The 16966-nt window shown below is 66.9% G+C and carries 15 protein-coding genes; 6 read left to right on the forward strand and 9 right to left on the reverse strand.

What is annotated here, in order from left to right; all coding sequences use genetic code 11:
• Nucleotides 1-88 precede the first annotated feature (88 nt).
• Nucleotides 89-1027, forward strand: a complete 939-nt coding sequence (locus tag ACFPOU_RS10220; protein WP_379720241.1) for a DMT family transporter — start codon at nt 89-91, stop codon at nt 1025-1027.
• The gene (locus ACFPOU_RS10225; RefSeq protein WP_379720244.1) at nt 1024-1521 is read left to right on the forward strand and encodes a GNAT family N-acetyltransferase; all 498 of its coding nucleotides are present in this window, start codon (nt 1024-1026) and stop codon (nt 1519-1521) included. Before ACFPOU_RS10220 ends, ACFPOU_RS10225 begins: the two co-directional genes overlap by 4 nt.
• A gap of 332 nt (nt 1522-1853) precedes the next feature.
• Here ACFPOU_RS10225 and hutI read toward each other — a convergent pair whose 3' ends face one another.
• The 7 genes from hutI to ACFPOU_RS10260 all read right to left on the reverse strand — a co-directional run bounded on the left by hutI (nt 1854) and on the right by ACFPOU_RS10260 (nt 10914).
• Nucleotides 1854-3098, reverse strand: a complete 1245-nt coding sequence (hutI, locus tag ACFPOU_RS10230; RefSeq protein ID WP_379720247.1) for an imidazolonepropionase — start codon at nt 3096-3098, stop codon at nt 1854-1856.
• Nucleotides 3091-3696: a HutD/Ves family protein gene (locus ACFPOU_RS10235; RefSeq protein WP_379720250.1), complete on the reverse strand. Its 606-nt coding sequence runs from the start codon at nt 3694-3696 to the stop codon at nt 3091-3093. The genes hutI and ACFPOU_RS10235 overlap by 8 nt, the downstream gene beginning before the upstream one ends.
• Nucleotides 3693-5060 carry a formimidoylglutamate deiminase gene (locus ACFPOU_RS10240; RefSeq protein ID WP_379720253.1) on the reverse strand — a complete coding sequence of 456 codons (1368 nt, stop codon included), beginning with the start codon at nt 5058-5060 and terminating at the stop codon, nt 3693-3695. The genes ACFPOU_RS10235 and ACFPOU_RS10240 overlap by 4 nt, the downstream gene beginning before the upstream one ends.
• Nucleotides 5057-5845: an N-formylglutamate deformylase gene (hutG, locus tag ACFPOU_RS10245; protein WP_379720256.1), complete on the reverse strand. Its 789-nt coding sequence runs from the start codon at nt 5843-5845 to the stop codon at nt 5057-5059. Before hutG ends, ACFPOU_RS10240 begins: the two co-directional genes overlap by 4 nt.
• Before the next feature lie 14 nt (nt 5846-5859).
• Nucleotides 5860-7422, reverse strand: a complete 1563-nt coding sequence (gene hutH / locus ACFPOU_RS10250; RefSeq protein WP_379720259.1) for a histidine ammonia-lyase — start codon at nt 7420-7422, stop codon at nt 5860-5862.
• Nucleotides 7419-9143 (reverse strand): urocanate hydratase, encoded by a 1725-nt coding sequence (gene hutU / locus ACFPOU_RS10255; RefSeq protein ID WP_379720262.1) that lies wholly within the window; start codon nt 9141-9143, stop codon nt 7419-7421. Before hutU ends, hutH begins: the two co-directional genes overlap by 4 nt.
• Before the next feature lie 103 nt (nt 9144-9246).
• Nucleotides 9247-10914 carry an amidohydrolase gene (locus ACFPOU_RS10260; protein WP_379720265.1) on the reverse strand — a complete coding sequence of 556 codons (1668 nt, stop codon included), beginning with the start codon at nt 10912-10914 and terminating at the stop codon, nt 9247-9249.
• Between the two features lie 156 nt (nt 10915-11070).
• Between ACFPOU_RS10260 and bla the strand changes: the two genes are divergently transcribed.
• Nucleotides 11071-11904, forward strand: coding sequence for a subclass B3 metallo-beta-lactamase (gene bla / locus ACFPOU_RS10265; protein WP_379720268.1), 834 nt, complete (start codon nt 11071-11073; stop codon nt 11902-11904).
• Between the two features lies 1 nt (nt 11905).
• Here bla and ada read toward each other — a convergent pair whose 3' ends face one another.
• Nucleotides 11906-12982, reverse strand: a complete 1077-nt coding sequence (gene ada, locus ACFPOU_RS10270; RefSeq protein WP_379720271.1) for a bifunctional DNA-binding transcriptional regulator/O6-methylguanine-DNA methyltransferase Ada — start codon at nt 12980-12982, stop codon at nt 11906-11908.
• Between the two features lie 139 nt (nt 12983-13121).
• Between ada and hutC the strand changes: the two genes are divergently transcribed.
• The 3 genes from hutC to rho all read left to right on the forward strand — a co-directional run bounded on the left by hutC (nt 13122) and on the right by rho (nt 15990).
• Nucleotides 13122-13838 (forward strand): histidine utilization repressor, encoded by a 717-nt coding sequence (hutC, locus tag ACFPOU_RS10275; RefSeq protein WP_379720371.1) that lies wholly within the window; start codon nt 13122-13124, stop codon nt 13836-13838.
• 393 nt (nt 13839-14231) lie between these two features.
• Nucleotides 14232-14558, forward strand: coding sequence for a thioredoxin TrxA (gene trxA, locus ACFPOU_RS10280; protein ID WP_379720274.1), 327 nt, complete (start codon nt 14232-14234; stop codon nt 14556-14558).
• A gap of 169 nt (nt 14559-14727) precedes the next feature.
• A complete protein-coding gene (rho, locus tag ACFPOU_RS10285) occupies nt 14728-15990 on the forward strand; it encodes a transcription termination factor Rho (protein WP_192056178.1) in 1263 nt (420 codons plus the stop codon).
• Between the two features lie 140 nt (nt 15991-16130).
• Here rho and ACFPOU_RS10290 read toward each other — a convergent pair whose 3' ends face one another.
• On the reverse strand, nt 16131-16952 hold the full coding sequence (locus ACFPOU_RS10290; protein WP_379720374.1) for a helix-turn-helix domain-containing protein: 822 nt from the start codon (nt 16950-16952) through the stop codon (nt 16131-16133).
• Nucleotides 16953-16966: the final 14 nt, after the last annotated feature.

Consider the following 16966-nt stretch of genomic DNA (forward strand, 5'->3'; position numbering starts at 1 on the left):
GCCACACCCCTGCGCCGGCCCCGGCACGGACCCGGGCTTTTCCCATTTATAGACGGCAGGAAACGGGGAAAGCACGTATACTTCCGCGATGTCTTCTCCCGTCCTGTTTACCATCGCCTCGCTGATCTGGGGCTCGACCTTCTGGGCCATCACCTTGCAGCTGGGCGAAGTGCCGCCCTCGGTCTCGGTGGTCTACCGTTTCGCCCTCGCATCGAGCGTGCTGTTTGCCATCTGCATCGGCCGCGGCGTCAAGCTGCAGCTGCCGTGGAGCACCCAGAAGTGGCTGATGCTGCAGGGCATGGCGACCTTCGGCCTGTCCTATATCTGCACCTACCAGGCCGAGGAAGTCGTGGTCTCGGGCCTGGTCGCCGTGCTGTTCGCGCTGATGGTGTTCTGGACGCCCTTGCTCGGCCGCGTGGTCTACGGCACCCCGATCGCGCCGCGCACCTGGGGCGCCGGCGCGGTGGCCACCGGCGGCGTCGCCCTGCTTTTCTATCATTCGATCGCTGCCGCCTGGCGCGACGTGCAGGCGGGCGGCAGCGGCCATTTCCTGCTGGGCGTGGCGCTGGCCCTGGTGGCGACGATCGCCAGCTCGGCCGGCAGCATCGTGGTCGGCAAGGTGCGCGAGCAGTCGGGCAACGTCATGCTCACCACCGCCTGGTCGATGTTCTGGGGCACGCTGCTGGTGGCCGTGTACGCCGTGCTGACCGGCCAGCGCTTCATGCTGCCGCCGACGCTCTCCTACACGCTCGGCCTGCTGTACCTGTCGATCTTCGGCTCGGTGATCGCTTTCCTCGCCTACTTCACGCTGATCAACCGCATCGGTCCGCAAAAGGCCGTGTATATCGGCGTCATCACGCCGGTGCTGTCGGTGCTGCTGTCGATCCAGCTGGAAGCGTATCGTCCCGGACCGGTCGAATTCCTGGGCATGATCCTGTGCCTGGCCAGCGTGGCCTGGGCCCTGCGCGCACCCGCCGTCAAACCGGTACGCACCATTATGTTGAACAACGCAACCGAAACTCCATGACCGCTGTCATCCATTTCTCCGTCCGCCCGGCAGAACCCGCCGACGTCAGCCACATCCACTCGATGATCGTCGAGCTGGCCGTGTTCGAAAAACTCGAGCACATGGTCGTTGCCACCGAAGAGTTGCTGCACGACGGCCTGTTCGGCACGCGCCCCGCCTGCGAAGCCATCATCGGCGAGGAAAACGGCGAAGTCGTCGCCTTTGCCCTGTTCTTCCACAATTTCTCGACCTTCCTCACCAAGAAGGGCCTGTACCTGGAAGATTTATATGTGCGCCAGTCGCACCGCGGCAAGGGCTACGGGACCCAGTTGCTGTCGAAGCTGGCCCAGATCGCAGTCGAACGCGATTGCGGCCGCTTCGAGTGGTCGGTGCTGGACTGGAACGAACCGGCCATCGGTTTCTACCAGACCATGGGCGCCGAAATCATGCCGGAGTGGCGGATCTGCCGCGTGACCGGGGAAGCGCTGGATCACCTCGCGCGGCGCGCGGACTGAGCATCGCGCCGGCTTTCCAGGCATAAAAAACCCACGGAGCCGCGAGGCGCCGTGGGCGAACCCATTGTGGTAATGGGGAGGGGAGACTGGAAATCAACGATTTCACTATAGCGGCTCGAAATCGCTGGAAGCTGTTGTTCTTACAATTGCTTACCTCTCTTACCGATACTCTGGTACCTATAATTACCGAGCTGGAGACTGACGAATTGACTCCGATCAAGGGTAAGCAACCGCTGTTGCACGATTGAGTGATCACAAATGCAAGGGCGGAGCGTGCTTGAGAATGTGCGCTTCGCTCCGGGAGACATGCCTGCAATCGCCCTGCGGCGCACTCAGAACCCCGCCGGCAAGCCCACATCGCGCGCGCGCATCACACCGCCGTTGACCACCGCCTGGCAGGGATTGAAGCCGATCGCATACGCCAGCTCGGCCGGCCGGCCGATGTCCCACAGCGCGAAATCGGCGCGCTTGCCCACCTCCAGAGTGCCGACCTCATCTTGCAGGCCGAGCGCGCGCGCCGCGTGGACAGTCGCGCCCGACAAGGCTTCGCGCGGTGTCAGGCGCCACAGCGTGCAAGCCATGTTCATCGCCAGCAGCAGGGAACTGAGCGGCGAGGTGCCGGGATTGCAGTCGGTCGCCACCGCCAGCGGCACGCCGGCGGCGCGCAGGGCGGCGATCGGCGGCGCCTGCGTCTCGCGCAGGAAATAATAGGCGCCGGGCAGCAGCACGGCCACCGTGCCGGCCGCGGCCATGGCGGCGATGCCGGCCGGCGTCACGTGTTCCAGATGGTCGGCCGACAGGCCGCGGTAGCGCGCCACCAGTTCGGCGCCGCGTCCGTCCGACAGTTGTTCGGCGTGCAGCTTGACGGGCAGGCCGAGCCGTTTGGCGGCGGCGAACACCCGTTCGGTCTGGTCATAACTGAAGCCGATGTGCTCGCAGAAGGCGTCGACCGCGTCGACCAGCTTTTCCTTCACCAGCAGCGGCAGCATGCGCTCGGTGACTTCGGCGATGTAGTCGTCGGGGCGGCCCGTGAACTCGGGCGGCAACGCGTGCGCGCCCAGGAAGGTCGTGCGCACCTTCACCGGCAACAATTCTCCGATGCGGCGCGCGGCGCGCAGCAGGGCCGCTTCCCCCTGCAGATTCAGCCCGTAGCCGGACTTGATCTCCAGCGTCGTCACGCCTTCGGCCAGCAGCTGCGAGACGCGCGGCGCGCTCTGGCGCAGCAGGTCCTCGACGCTGGCCGCGCGCGTGGCGCGCACGGTTGCCATGATGCCGCCGCTGTCGCGCGCGATGTCTTCGTAGCTGGCCCCTTCCAGGCGCGCTTCCCATTCGTCGCTGCGGCTGCCGGCGTGGACGATATGGGTATGGCAGTCGACCAGGCCGGGCGTGAGCCAGGCGCCGTCGCAGTCGTGGATGACGGCCGCACGGGGCGCCTCGCGGCGCGGGCCGAGCCAGGCGATGCGGCCGTGGTGCACGGCGATCGCGCCATCCTTCACCTCGCCGTAGCCGCCGACCATCGTGGCCAGGTTAACGTTCGCAAACACCGCGTCGACGCGCGGCCCGTGGCGCTCACTCATCTTCGTAATCCTCGTCTTCGTTGTAATAGAAAATGTCGACAATGAAGATCACCGCCTGGGTCGCCTCGATCGACCAGATCGTGCCCGGATCGAACATGACGGCGTCGTAGCGGACCATGTTGATGCGTTCAATGTCACTGGCGATCTCGAGGGTCTCGCCCTCGGCCAGGAACATCAATGTCAGGTCGGCGCGCGCCACGAAACGCGATTTGCCCGCCAGGCGGCGGCGTCCGAACTGGTGGTAGCAGCGGTCGCTGCGGGTCATGACGTTGAAGTCGGTGGTCGGGCCGCGATTGAGCTTGGCCACCACCTCCGAGTCGCCGTCGAAGGCCAGCACCGGCCCGCTTTCGCAGATGATCACGCGTTCGCTGCCGTCGATGTCGAGCGTCATGCCGTGGCCGTCCACCAGCGCCAGCGTGCGGTCGACGCCGGGAAAGCGCGAGAACGGGCCGTCCTCGGAGATCGTGGCCAGGCTGACGCGCCAGTCGAAGTCCTCCAGGCCGGCCTCGGGCGGGCCGACCGCGATCGTCGTGGTGCTGCCGCCGCCGTTTTTCCACGGAAGGGCCGACAGGCCGGCAAACGGAATCAGGATGTTCATGTTTGTGCCTCGCGCAACTGTTGGATGGCTTGCCGGTAGCGGCGCCCGATTGCTTCCTGGGCCATGTGGCGCCCGCCCTGCACGACCCAGCGTCCGCCGGCCAGCACGTCGCGCACCAGGTTGTCATTGCCACAGAATAGCAGGCGGCCCAGCACGTCGGTGTCCGCCACGCCGTCCAGGTTCGGATGGGCCGCGTCGAGCACCAGCAAGTCGGCCCGCCGGCCCGCCGCCAGGGCCCCCACCGGACGGCCGGCCGCCTGCGCGCCGCCGTCCAGTGCATCCTGCCACAGGTTGAGCGCCACGTCGCGCCTTGTCGGCGTGGCGGCCACATTCCGGCGCTGCCCGGCCAGGCGCTGGCCGTATTCGAGCCAGCGCAATTCCTCGACCGGACTGTGCGAGACGTGGCTGTCGCTGCCGATGCCCCAGCGTCCGCCGGCGACCAGGTAGTCGCCCAGGGGGAACAGGCCGTCGCCCAGGTTGGCCTCGGTCGTCGGACACAGGCCGGCCACGGCGCCGCTGGCGGCCAGCTGCGCCACTTCCGCCGCGTTCAGATGGGTCGCATGCACCAGGCACCAGCGCGCGTCGACGGCGAGCTGGTCGAACAGGTATTGAACCGGACGGCGTCCGCTGAAGTCGAGGCTTTGCTGGACCTCGCCCTGCTGCTCGGCGATGTGGATGTGCAGCGGACGTTCGACCGGCAGCGCCGCCATCAGTTCCGCGATCTGTCCGATGCCGGCCGCGCGCAGCGAATGGGGCGCCGCGCCCACTTCGAGCTGGCCATTGCGCAGCGGTTCCAGGGCCTCGACGATGCGCAGCACGGTGTCGACGTCCGTCTGAAAGCGCCGCTGCCCGGCTTGCAAGGACTGGGCGCCGAAGCCGCCGTGGCTGTACAAGACCGGCAGCAGGGTCAGCCCGATGCCGGCCTGCTGCCCGGCCGCCGCCACGCGTTCGGCCATCTCGGCGGGCCGGGCGTACAGGCTGCCCGCCGGATCGCGCTGGATGTAGTGGAATTCGCACAGCGCCGTGTAGCCGTGGCGCAGGCATTCGGAAAACAGCTGGGCCGCGATCGCTTCCACCTGTTCCGGCGTGATGTTCGCGGCGAAGCGGTACATCAGCGCGCGCCAGGTCCAGAAGCTGTCCGGCCCATCGCCCGCCTTTTCGGTCAGGCCGCCGAGCGCGCGCTGGAAGGCGTGCGAATGCAGGTTGACCATGCCCGGCACCACATACTCGGCCCGCGCCACCCCGATCGGCGGGCGCGCACGCGGCTCGACGCGCGTCAGGTTGCCGCGCGCATCCCATTCGACGAGCACGTCGCCATGCCAGCCCGCGGGGAGCAAGGCGTGGCGCGCGAACAGGGCGTTCATGCGCGCACCCAGTCGAGCGCGGACCCCAACAGGTCATTCAACAGCGGCTGGACCCCGGCCGCGACCTCGGGGCGATAAGTGAACGGCGGCGCTTCATCCATGTACAGGCATTGGCACATCTCGAGCTGGATCGCATGCACGCCCGCCTGCGGCTGGCCATAGTAACGGGTGATGTGGCCGCCCTTGAAACGGCCGTTGACCGCGATGCTGAAACGGTCCTGGACGCGCGCCACGCCAACGACCGCCTGCTCCAGCCCGCGATCGCAGGACTTGCCTTCGGCGGTGCCGAAGTTCAGGTCCGGCAGGCGGCCCTCGAAAAAGCGCGGCACGGTCGAGGCGATCGAATGCGCATCCCACAGCACCACGCGCCCGTGCAGCGCCAGCAACCGCGCCAGTTCGGCGCGCAGCTGGCCGTGGTAGGGCTGCCAGTAGCGCGCCAGGCGGCGCTGGACCTCGGCCTGGCCGGGCACGCGGCCCTCCTGGTACAGGCTTTCGCGGCCGAAGGTATCGACCGGGCACAGGCCGGTCGTGTCCAGGCCCGGATACAGGTTGGTGTTCTCGGGCGGGCGGTTCAGGTCGATGACATAGCGCGACCAGCGTGCGGCGAGCGTCGAGATGCCGAGCCGGTCGGCGCAACCGTACAGTTCGGCCAGGTGCCAGTCGGTGTCGGCGCTCGCCAGCGCGCAGGGCGCCATGTGCGCGGCCACCTCGTCGGGAATGTCGGTGCCGACGTGGGGCATCGACAGCAGCAGCGGCGCCTGGCCTGCCTTGAACCGGAAATCCATACCATCTCCTGTTTTTAAGGGTGTAACACGGCGAACAGCGCCTTGCAGGACGCCGACAGCTCGCCATCGATCACCATCCTGCGCGCCGCCTCGATGTCGGGCGCGAAGAAGCGGTCGGCATCGAAGGGCGCCACGCGCTTGCGCAGCTGCGCATGCACGTGTTCGAGGTGCCCCGACGTTGCCAGGGGCCGGTGGAATTCGATGCCCTGGCCTGCCGCCAGCAGCTCGATCCCGACAATGACTGCCGTATTGTGTGCCATCTGGTCGAGGCGGCGCGCCGCGAAGGTGGCCATGCTGACATGGTCTTCCTGGTTGGCCGAGGTCGGCAGGCTGTCGACGCTGGCCGGATGGGCGAGCGACTTGTTTTCCGAGGCCAGGGCGGCGGCCGTGACGTGGGCGATCATGAAGCCCGAGTTCAGCCCCGGTTCGCGCACCAGGAAGGCGGGCAGGCCCGACAGGTTGGCGTCGATCAGGAGCGCGATGCGGCGTTCGGCCAGCGCCCCGATTTCGGCAATCGCAAGGGCCAGCGTGTCGGCCGCGAAGGCCACCGGCTCGGCGTGGAAGTTGCCACCCGAGAGGATCGCGCCCTGTTCCGGGTCGCCGGCCGCCGGGAACAGGAGCGGGTTGTCGGTCACGGCATTGGCTTCGATCAGGAGCGTGCGGCCGGCGTTGGCGACCAGGTCCATCACCGCCCCCATCACCTGCGGCTGGCAGCGCAGGCTGTACGGGTCTTGCACGCGCTCGTCGCCGACCAGGTGCGAGGCGCGGATCGCGCTGCCGGCCACCAGTTCGCGGTAGATGGCGGCGGCCGCGATCTGGCCCGGCTGGCCGCGTACGGCGTGGATGCGGGCATCGAAGGGCGCGTCGCTGCCGCGCGCGGCATCGACCGACAGCGCGCCGGTGACCATCGCCGCTTCCACCAGGCGTTCGGCCATGAACAGGCCGTGCAGGGCCAGCGCGGTCGATACCTGCGTGCCGTTGATCAGGGCCAGGCCCTCCTTCGCGGCGAGGGTGACCGGTTCGATGCCGGCCAGCGCCAGTGCCGCGCCGGCTTGCATGACCTGCCCCTTGTAGCGCACCGGACCGACGCCCAGCATGGCCAGCGTCATGTGCGCCAGCGGCGCCAGGTCGCCCGAGGCGCCGACCGAACCCTGGCTCGGTATGGCCGGCATGACGCCGGCGTTGTAGAGGGCGACCAGGGTGTCGATGATGACCGGGCGTACGCCCGAATAGCCGCGCGCCAGGCTGCCGATCTTGGTGAGCAGGATCAGGCGCACGACGGCATCCGGAACGAGCTCGCCGGTGCCGACCGCGTGCGACAGGATCAGGTTGCGCTGGAGCTGTTCCAGTTGGTCGTTGGGGATGTGGGCCTTGGCCAGGATGCCGAAGCCGGTGTTGATGCCGTAGGCCGGATCGCCCTTGTCGACGATGGTCTTGACCAGCGTGGCCGAGGCCGCGATTCCTGCGGCGGCATCCTGCGCGAGCGAAATCGGAAAATGCGCGGTCCAGACCGCGCGCAGGTCGGACAGGGTCATCGCGCCCGGGTGCAGGGTCCAGCCGTGGTATGCGTCGTTCATGGGGTATTGCCCTTGTTGATCATCGGGAGGTTCAGGCCGCTGCGCCGGGCACAGGCGATGGCCGTTTCGTAGCCGGCGTCGGCGTGGCGCATCACGCCCGAGCCGCTGTCGTTGACCAGCACCCGCGCCAGGCGTCTGGCGGCGGCGTCGGTACCGTCGGCCACGATGACGACGCCGGCATGCTGCGAGTAACCCATGCCGACGCCGCCGCCGTGGTGCAGCGAAACCCAGGTCGCGCCGCCCGCCGTATTCAACAAGGCGTTCAGCAGCGGCCAGTCGGAGACGGCATCGGTCCCGTCGCGCATGCCTTCGGTTTCGCGGTTGGGGCTGGCGACCGAACCGGTGTCCAGATGGTCGCGGCCGATGACGATCGGCGCCTTCAGTTCGCCCGTGCGGACCATCTCGTTGAAGGCGAGACCGGCGAGGTGGCGCTCGCCCAGGCCGAGCCAGCAGATGCGCGCCGGCAGGCCCTGGAAGGCGATGCGTTCGCGCGCCATGTCGAGCCAGCGGTGCACTTGCGCGTGGCGCGGGAACAGCTCCTTGATCTTGGCGTCGGTTTTATAAATGTCTTCCGGGTCGCCCGAGAGCGCCACCCAGCGGAACGGGCCGCGCCCTTCGCAGAACTGCGGACGGATATAGGCCGGTACGAAACCGGGGAAATCGAAGGCGTTCGCGACGCCTTCGTCGAGCGCCACCTGGCGGATGTTGTTGCCGTAGTCGACCGCGTGGCTGCCCAGGGCCTTGAAGTCGAGGATGGCTTGCACGTGCACGGCGCAGGACGCGGCGGCGGCCGCTTTCAGGCGTGCGTGCTGGCCTGGATCGGCCTGGGCCGCCTTCCACTCCTGTACCGTCCAGCCCTGCGGCAGGTAGCCGTGGATCAGGTCGTGGGCCGAGGTCTGGTCGGTCACCATGCCAGGCACCAGGCCGCCGGCGCGCGCTCGGCGCACCAGTTCCGGCAGCACGTCGGCGGCGTTGCCGAGCAAGCCGATCGAGACCGCCTCGCGTTTGTCGCAGTGCTCCTGGATGAGGGCAAGGGCGTCGTCGATGTCCTTCGCCTGCTTGTCGAGATAGCGCGTGCGCAGCCGGAAATCGATGCTGCTCTGCTGGCATTCGACGGTCAAGGAGACGGCGCCGGCGAAGGTGGCGGCCAGCGGCTGGGCGCCGCCCATGCCGCCCAGACCCGCGGTCAGGATCCAGCGTCCGCCCCAGTCGCCATCGAAATGCTGGCGCCCTGCTTCGGCGAAGGTTTCGTAGGTGCCCTGCACGATGCCCTGGGTGCCGATATAGATCCAGCTGCCGGCCGTCATCTGGCCGTACATGAACAGGCCCTTGCGATCGAGCTCGTTGAAATGCTCCCAATCGGCCCATTTCGGCACCAGGTTCGAGTTCGCCAGCAGCACGCGCGGGGCGTTCTCGTGGGTCTGGAAGACGCCGACCGGTTTGCCCGACTGGATGAGCAGGGTCTGGTCGTCTTCCAGCGTGCGCAGCGAGGCCAGGATCTGGTCGTAGCATTCCCAGTTGCGCGCGGCGCGGCCGATGCCGCCATACACCACCAGGCGCTGCGGGTCCTCGGCCACTTCCGCGTCGAGGTTATTTTGCAGCATGCGGTAGGCCGCTTCGGTCAGCCAGCTCTTGCAGGAGAGCGCGCTGCCGCGCGGGGCGCGGATGGTGCGGGCCGGATCGAAGCGGGGATCGGCAGCGCGGGGCGATTCTTGGGTCATGGCAGCTCCTAGGACAGAAACAGGCGCGCGGCCCTTCCGCGCACCGGATACGTACGAAGTCTAGGTTGTCTATACAAGCCAGTCAATCCATTTTGTCACACCTTTACTGCGAGGTGTACACCGTCTTGCCCGCCACCCAGGTCTGCAGCACGGCGGTCTTGTGGATGTCGTAGGTCGGCATGGTAAACAGGTCGCGGTCGATGACGATGAAGTCGGCCCACTTGCCCGGCTCCAGCGAGCCCAGGCTGTTTTCGGCGTGGCCAGCGTAGGCGGCGTCGAGCGTGAAGCAGCGCAACGCTTCCTTCAGCGACATCGCCTGGTTCGGGTACCAGCCGGCAATCGGCTGGCCTGCCGCATCCTGGCGCGTGACGGCCGCGTGGATGCCGAAGAAGGGGTTCGGCGACTCGACCGGGAAGTCGGAACCGCAGGCGATGCGCGAGCCCTGGTGCAGGAAGCTGCGCCAGGCATAGGCCCCCTTGATACGCTCGGCGCCGACACGGCGCTCGGCCATGTTCTTGTCGGAGGTCGCATGGGTCGGCTGCATCGACGGGATGATGCCGAGGGCCTTGAAACGCGCGATGTCGGCTGGCGCCACGACCTGGGCGTGTTCGATGCGATGGCGCTGGGCCGCGCTTTTCGTCGCGCCCAGTTCCTTCTTGTAGATGTCGAGGATCTGCTTGTTGCCGGCGTCGCCGATCGCGTGCACGTTGACCTGGTAGCCGCGCGCCATCGCCTTTTTCATCCTGGCGTTCATCTCGGCCTGCTTGAAGAACAGCAGGCCATGCGAATGCGGTTCGTCGCTGTAGGGCTTGATCAGCGCGGCGCCGCGGCTGCCCAGGGCGCCGTCCGAATACAGCTTCACCGCGCGCAGCGCGTACATGTCCCTGGCATGGGTTTTCAGGGGACCGTCCTTGGCCAGCGCATCGAAGTCGGCGTCGGTGCCGCCGATCATGCCGTAGATGCGCGCGGTCAGCTTGCCCGCGTCGGCGTAGGCGCGGTACAGGCGGTCTTCGGCCACGCCCACGCCGGCGTCGTGGGTCCCGGTCAGGCCGACTTTCGCCATTGCGCCGAGGGCGCGCTCAAGCGCCACGCGGCCCTCGGCTTCGGTCTGGGCCGGCATGACCTTGACGACCAGGTCCTGGGCCGCGTCGACCAGCACCCCGGTCGCCTTGCCGTTCGCATCGCGCATGATCTTGCCGCCGGCCGGGTCCGGGGTGGTATCGGTGATGCCGGCCGCGGCCAGCGCGCGGCTGTTGGCCCAGCCGGCGTGGCTGTCGACGCGCTCGAACCAGACCGGCTTGTCGCTCACGACCGGATCGAGGTCGGCGGCGGTCGGAAAGCGCCCCAGCTTCCAGTTTTCCTGGTTCCAGCCGCGCCCGCGCAGCCAAGTCTGCGTCGGGTTGGCGCGCGCATAGGCGGCGATCGACGCCAAGGCGCCCTCGAGCGAAGTGGCCTGCGACAAATCGAGCTGGGTCAGCATCTGGCCCAGGCCGAACACGTGGCCGTGGGCGTCGATCAGGCCCGGCAGCACGGTCTTGCCCTGCACGTCCACCTGGCGCGCGCCGGGCGCTTTCGCCCGTACGTCGGCGGCCGTGCCGACCGCCAGGATCTTGCCCTGCTCGTCGAAGGCGAGCGCGGCGAATTGCACCAGGTCGCCCTTGGCGTTCAGCGTATAACCGTTGGCGTTGACGATCACGGTATCGGCCTGCGCGCCCAGCATGGCAAGGGCGGCAAGGACGAACGCGGAACACTGCTTGAGACTGGGCTGCATGGACTCTCCGTCGAAGTGATAGGGGTTGCACGTTTATGAAATGCAAAACAGAAGTGTAGCGAACTCCCCGCGCCTTGGGGGCCGCCGGTGTCCTGCCGTCGGCCTTTTTTCGTTATGATGTCCCCGTAGCAATCCACCTCGACGAACTGGAATCCCGTGAAACGACTCGCCTGCTTCATCGCCTGCCTGCCGCTGGCCGCGGCCGCCGACTGGGACGCCCCGCAGCAACCCTTTCCCCTGTACGGCGGCAGTTACTACGTCGGCCCGCATGGGGTCAGTTCCGTGCTGATCACCTCGCACGCTGGCCACATCCTGATCGACAGCGGCACCCCGAAGTCGCCGCAGCAGATCGCGGCGCATATCCGCGCACTCGGCTTCAGGGTAGAGGACATCAAGGCCATCCTGGTGTCGCACGAGCACTACGACCATAGCGGCGGCGTCGCCGCCCTGCAGCGCCTGAGCGGCGCGACGGTCATGACCAGCCCGCACGCCGGGCAGGTGCTGGAATCGGGCAAGCCCGACCCGGGCGATCCGCAATACGGCGGCCTGCCGGACATGGAGCCGGTGGCCAGGGTGAAGGCCGTCGCCGACGGCGAACTGGTGACGGTGGGCCCGCTGCGCGTGAAGGCGCTCTATACGCCGGGTCACACCCGGGGCGGCATGAGCTGGACCTGGATCGCGGTCGAGAACGGCAAGGCCCTGAACATGGTGTATGCGGACAGCATGAACGCCGTCAGCGCCGGCGGCTTCCGCTACAGCGGCAGCGCGGCATATCCGGCCGCGAAGGCCGACGTGGAACGCTCGATCGCGCGCGTGGCGGCCCTGCCCTGCGACATCCTGGTGACGGCGCATCCAGAGGCGAGCCGCTTGTTCGAGCGCCAGGCCAGGGGCAAGGCGGCGCTGGTCGATCCGGCTGCCTGCCGCAGCTATGCCGAGGCCGGGCGGGCGCGCCTGGCGCAGACGCTGGCGCAGGAAGCGCGGCAGCGCTGAACTAGGTTTCGCGGGCGAGCAGCAGGGCCTTGCGCTCGACCCCCCAGCGGTATCCCGACAAGCCGCCATCGTGACGCACCACGCGGTGGCAGGGAATGGCGACCGCCACCGGATTGGCAGCGCAGGCCCCCGCCACTGCGCGCACGGCGGCGGGCGCGCCGATGCGCCGGGCCAGCTCGGTATAACTGACCGTCTCGCCCGCCGGAATCGCGCGCAGGGCCGCCCACACGCGCTGCTGGAACGCCGTGCCGCGCACGTCGAGCGGCAGATCCAGGCCGATGCGCGGCGCTTCGACCAGGCCGATCACTTGCGCCACGGTCTGCTCGAACGCACCGTCGGCGCCGATCAACCGCGCCTTTGAAAAGCGGCCCTGCAAATCGCGCACCAGCAGCTCCGGATCGTCCCCCATCAGCACCGCGCAAATGCCGCGTTCGGTCGCGGCCACCAGGATCGCGCCGAGCGAACAGGCGCCCACGGCAAAACGGATCTCCTCGCCGGCGCCGCCCGCCTTGAAACGCGCGGGCGCCATGCCGAGCATCGCCTCGCTGCCGGCGTAAAAGCGCGAACTCGATCGGAAGCCGGCCGCGTACAGCGCATCGGTGACGCTGCCGCCCGTCGCCAGCGCGGCGCGCACGCGGTCGGCCCGGCGCGCCGCGGCATAGGCCTTCGGCGTCACGCCGGCACAGGCTTTGAACACGCGCTGGAAGTGGAAGCGGCTCATGCCGACCGCCTGCGCCACCGCGTCCAGGTCGGGCGCCTCGCCCTGCGCGTCGATGATGCGGCAGGCTTCGGCCACGGCCTGCGCCTGGCGCTCGGCCAGCGGCGCCCGGTCCGGCTTGCAGCGCAGGCAGGCGCGAAAGCCGGCGCTTTCGGCCGCCGCGCAGCTGGCGTGGAAAGCGACGTTCGCGCGCAACGCGGTACGGGCGCCGCACGAGGGGCGGCAGTAGACGCCGGTCGTGCGCACCGAGTAATAGAAGAGGCCGTCGGCGGCGGCGTCGCGGCCCTGCACGGCGCGCCAGCGCGCCTCGTCGCTGGCATAGGCGCTGGCAGGGGATGCTGCGGTGGAGTCAATCTTCATGGCGCATTCCGGTCGAAGGTGAATGGCCCGATCCTGGCATGCCAGGTTTTGTCCCGCAACTCGCGCCTTGCTTTCGAATTCGCGATGCTAGAATCAGGCATTCAATCCTCATCATTATCGCCTTTCGGAGAGCAGTTTGATCGAGTCGAGCGCGCCAGCGAGCACCCCCATCTTCCAGCGCATCAAGGACTACCTGGTCGGCGAAATCGCCACCGGGCGCTGGAAGGAAGGCGACCTGGTGCCGTCCGAACAGGCCCTGGTGCGCCAGTTCGGCGTCTCGCGCATGACGGTCAACCGCGCCGTGCGCGAGCTGACGGCCGAGCAGGTGCTCACCCGGCGCCAGGGTTCGGGTACCTATGTTGCGCCGCGCAAGTACCAGGCGACGCTGGTCGAGATCCGCAACATCGCCGACGAAGTGCGCGCGCGCGGCCACCGCCACGCGAGCCGCCTGCACCTGCTCGAACAAGCCGCGGCGACCGAGGCGCTGGCGCTGCAGTTCGGCCTGGCGCCGGGCACGCCGCTATTTCATTCCCTGATCGTGCATTTCGAGAACGAGGTGCCGATCCAGCTCGAAGACCGCTGGGTCAACCCGGCCTGCGCGCCTGCCTACCTGGAGCAGGATTTCGCCAGCATCACGCCGAACGAACACCTGATGGCCGTCGCCCCGCTGCAAGACGCAAGCTACAGCCTGGAAGCCCTGGGCGCGCCGCGCGAAGTGACGGACCTGCTCGGCATCGACGGCCGCACCCCCTGCCTGGTCCTCAAACGCAGGACCACCTCCCAGGGCCGGGTCGCCTCGGTGGTCACGATGTGGCATCCCGGCCACCTGATCCAATTTACGGGAAAGGTGGGTTGACGCAGGACGCGCGCTACCCGGCCAGGATATTTTAAACACGGCAGGCCGCGCGGACCCGTTCTCGCGGATAATCACTGGCAGTCGATCACCGGCGCGGGCGCTCCGGTAGGACGTGGCGGCTGTCTTGCGCAACGCCCTTCGCGCTCGGGCAATTGCGCTCGGCAGTGGCGTGTTAGGATTTTGTACAAACGCCTGAACACCTTTTGGGAAAATAAGGTATGATTCGGCCTAAATCCCCCGCCTGACGTCCTCCAGACGCCCTTCCCATTGAGTTAGCGCACTTTGCCTCCACCATTGTGCTGCAGCCAGTTTTATCAGTAAGCGGAAGCCGGACGAGCCGTTGATCGGCAGTCGCCAGGCGTACATTGATCCTTACCTCTCTTTGAGGAAAACATGAGCGAAAACATTAAACACATCAGCGATGCTTCTTTCGAAACCGACGTGCTCAAATCCGAGCGTCCGGTACTGGTCGATTTCTGGGCCGAGTGGTGCGGTCCGTGCAAGATGATCGCCCCGATCCTCGAAGAAGTCGCCAAGGAATACGATGGCAAGATCACGATCGCGAAGATGGACGTCGACGCCAACCAGGCCGTACCGGCCCAGTTCGGCATTCGCGGCATTCCGACCCTGATCCTGTTCAAGGACGGTGCAGTCGCTGCGCAAAAAGTCGGCGCATTGGCCAAAGGCCAGCTGACCGCCTTCATCGACAGCAACATCTAAAAAGAATCGCATAGCGGCGGCAGCGCGCCCGCGCTGCCGCCATTGTCCGGGCGGGAATCCGGTCGGCTCCGACCGCTCCCCACCTCGACGCAGTTTAACGCAGTTAAATTTATATCCACGTCGTTCCCTCCCCTACCTTTACCTTCCCGTCACGGGACACCCACACAACATGCACTTATCTGAACTGAAGGCAATGCACGTCTCCGCGCTGCTGGAGATGGCCATCGGCCTCGACATCGACAACGCAGCCCGCCTGCGCAAGCAGGAACTGATGTTCGCGATCCTGAAGAAGCGCGCCAAGTCCGGCGAGCAGATCTTCGGCGACGGCGCCCTCGAAGTCCTGCCGGACGGCTTCGGCTTCCTGCGCTCTCCCGATGCGAGCTACATGGCCTCGACCGACGATATCTATATCTCGCCGTCGCAGATTCGCCGCTTCAACCTGCATACGGGTGACTCGATCGAAGGCGAAGTACGCACGCCGAAAGACGGCGAACGCTATTTCGCCCTGGTCAAGGTGGACAAGGTCAACGGCGAGTCGCCCGAAGCCTCGAAGCACCGCATCCTGTTTGAAAACCTGACGCCGCTGCACCCGAACGAGCCGCTGCGCCTCGAGCGCGACATGAACGGCGCCGAGAACATCACAGGCCGCATCGTCGACCTGATCTCGCCGATCGGCAAGGGCCAGCGCGGCCTGCTGGTCGCTTCGCCGAAGTCGGGCAAGTCGGTCATGCTGCAGCACATCGCCCACGCGATCACCTCGAACCACCCCGACGTCACCCTGATCGTGCTCCTGATCGACGAGCGTCCGGAAGAAGTGACGGAAATGCAGCGATCGGTGCGCGGCGAAGTCGTCGCCTCCACGTTCGACGAACCGGCCACGCGTCACGTGCAGGTCGCCGAGATGGTGCTGGAAAAGGCCAAGCGCCTGGTCGAAATGAAGAAGGACGTCGTGATCCTGCTCGACTCGATCACCCGCCTGGCGCGCGCCTACAACACCGTGATCCCTGCCTCGGGCAAGGTCCTCACCGGCGGCGTCGACGCCAACGCGCTACAGCGTCCGAAGCGCTTCTTCGGCGCCGCCCGCAACGTCGAAGAAGGCGGCTCGCTGACCATCGTCGCGACCGCCCTGATCGAAACCGGCTCGCGCATGGACGACGTCATCTACGAAGAATTCAAGGGCACCGGCAACATGGAAGTGCACCTCGAGCGCCGCCTGGCCGAGAAGCGCGTCTACCCGGCGATCAACCTGAACAAGTCGGGCACGCGCCGCGAAGAGTTGCTCATCAAGCCGGACCAGCTGCAAAAGATCTGGATCCTGCGCAAGCTGCTGTACTCGATGGACGAGATCGAAGCGATGGAGTTCATCCTCGACAAGATGCGTGCGACGAAGACGAATATCGAGTTCTTCGACATGATGCGGCGCGGCGGCTGATCCAGTCGAAAGCATCCAGGAAGGCAGCCTCGGCTGCCTTTTTTTATGTGGCCGCCGCGCATGCAGGACGCCAAAAGCTGTCAACGCTAAATAGAAATGTCCCCTGTTCTGCAAAGTAGAAATGTCCCCTGGGGCTCGCTTCAGGAAGCAGGAGCCAAGGCTAAAGGCGCCTTGGTGTGCTCGAACTGAGCGCATGGCGGCGCCTTTCCCGGGGCGGTGGACATTTTCTTTTTCCAAGGGTGGCCGACCGGCTGCGGTGGGGTACGCCGGCTCAGCGCGCGGTCGACCTTCCTGTTGACCTCCTTGCCGTCGACAGCCTCTTGTTGCCTGATCGCTTTGCTGCTGAGCGTATGGGGCAAGACACGCCCTTGCCAGAGCACTTCGGTTGGGCTGGCAGGGTGGGTTACGATGGTCACGTCGGCACCACGCAACGCAAGTCCACGGTCGGCGGGCTGCACTTCGCTGGTCGCGTCATCGATGAACACCAGCAGGCAGCAGCGCGGCGCACGCCCCTCGAACCAGTCGTGCGGGGAGCCATCAATCTGGATCAGTTCGCCACGCCTTGCGCCACGCTCACGTATCGCGTGGGTGCGTATGCCGGCGCCGCGCCGGGCTTTCCATAAACCTGCACCCAGCATTGCCTGGCGCACCGTTTCCACGGACAGCTTGATCTCATGCAGCTCTTGCAACTTCTCGCATGCCAGTGTCGGCCCGAAATCGGCGTAGTGCTTCCTGATTAGAGCGGCCGCCTTGGCCATCATCTCCGGCGGCGTGCGCCGGTTCGATGGCACGCCACGCTTCTGACTCAGCAGGCCCTGCGTCCCCTCGTCTTGCAGGCGCCGTTTCAAGCGCTTGACCTGTCGCACGCTGATTCCCAGCCTGCTCGCTGCACTGGCTTGATCCAGCTTTCCTTCCACTACCTGTGCCATCACCTGGCTACGCAGCACGTCCTTGGCCGTCATCTTGATCACGATCC

Origin of the sequence: Massilia jejuensis (assembly GCF_042656795.1) — a bacterium.
GTDB classification, from domain to species: domain Bacteria; phylum Pseudomonadota; class Gammaproteobacteria; order Burkholderiales; family Burkholderiaceae_D; genus Telluria; species Telluria jejuensis.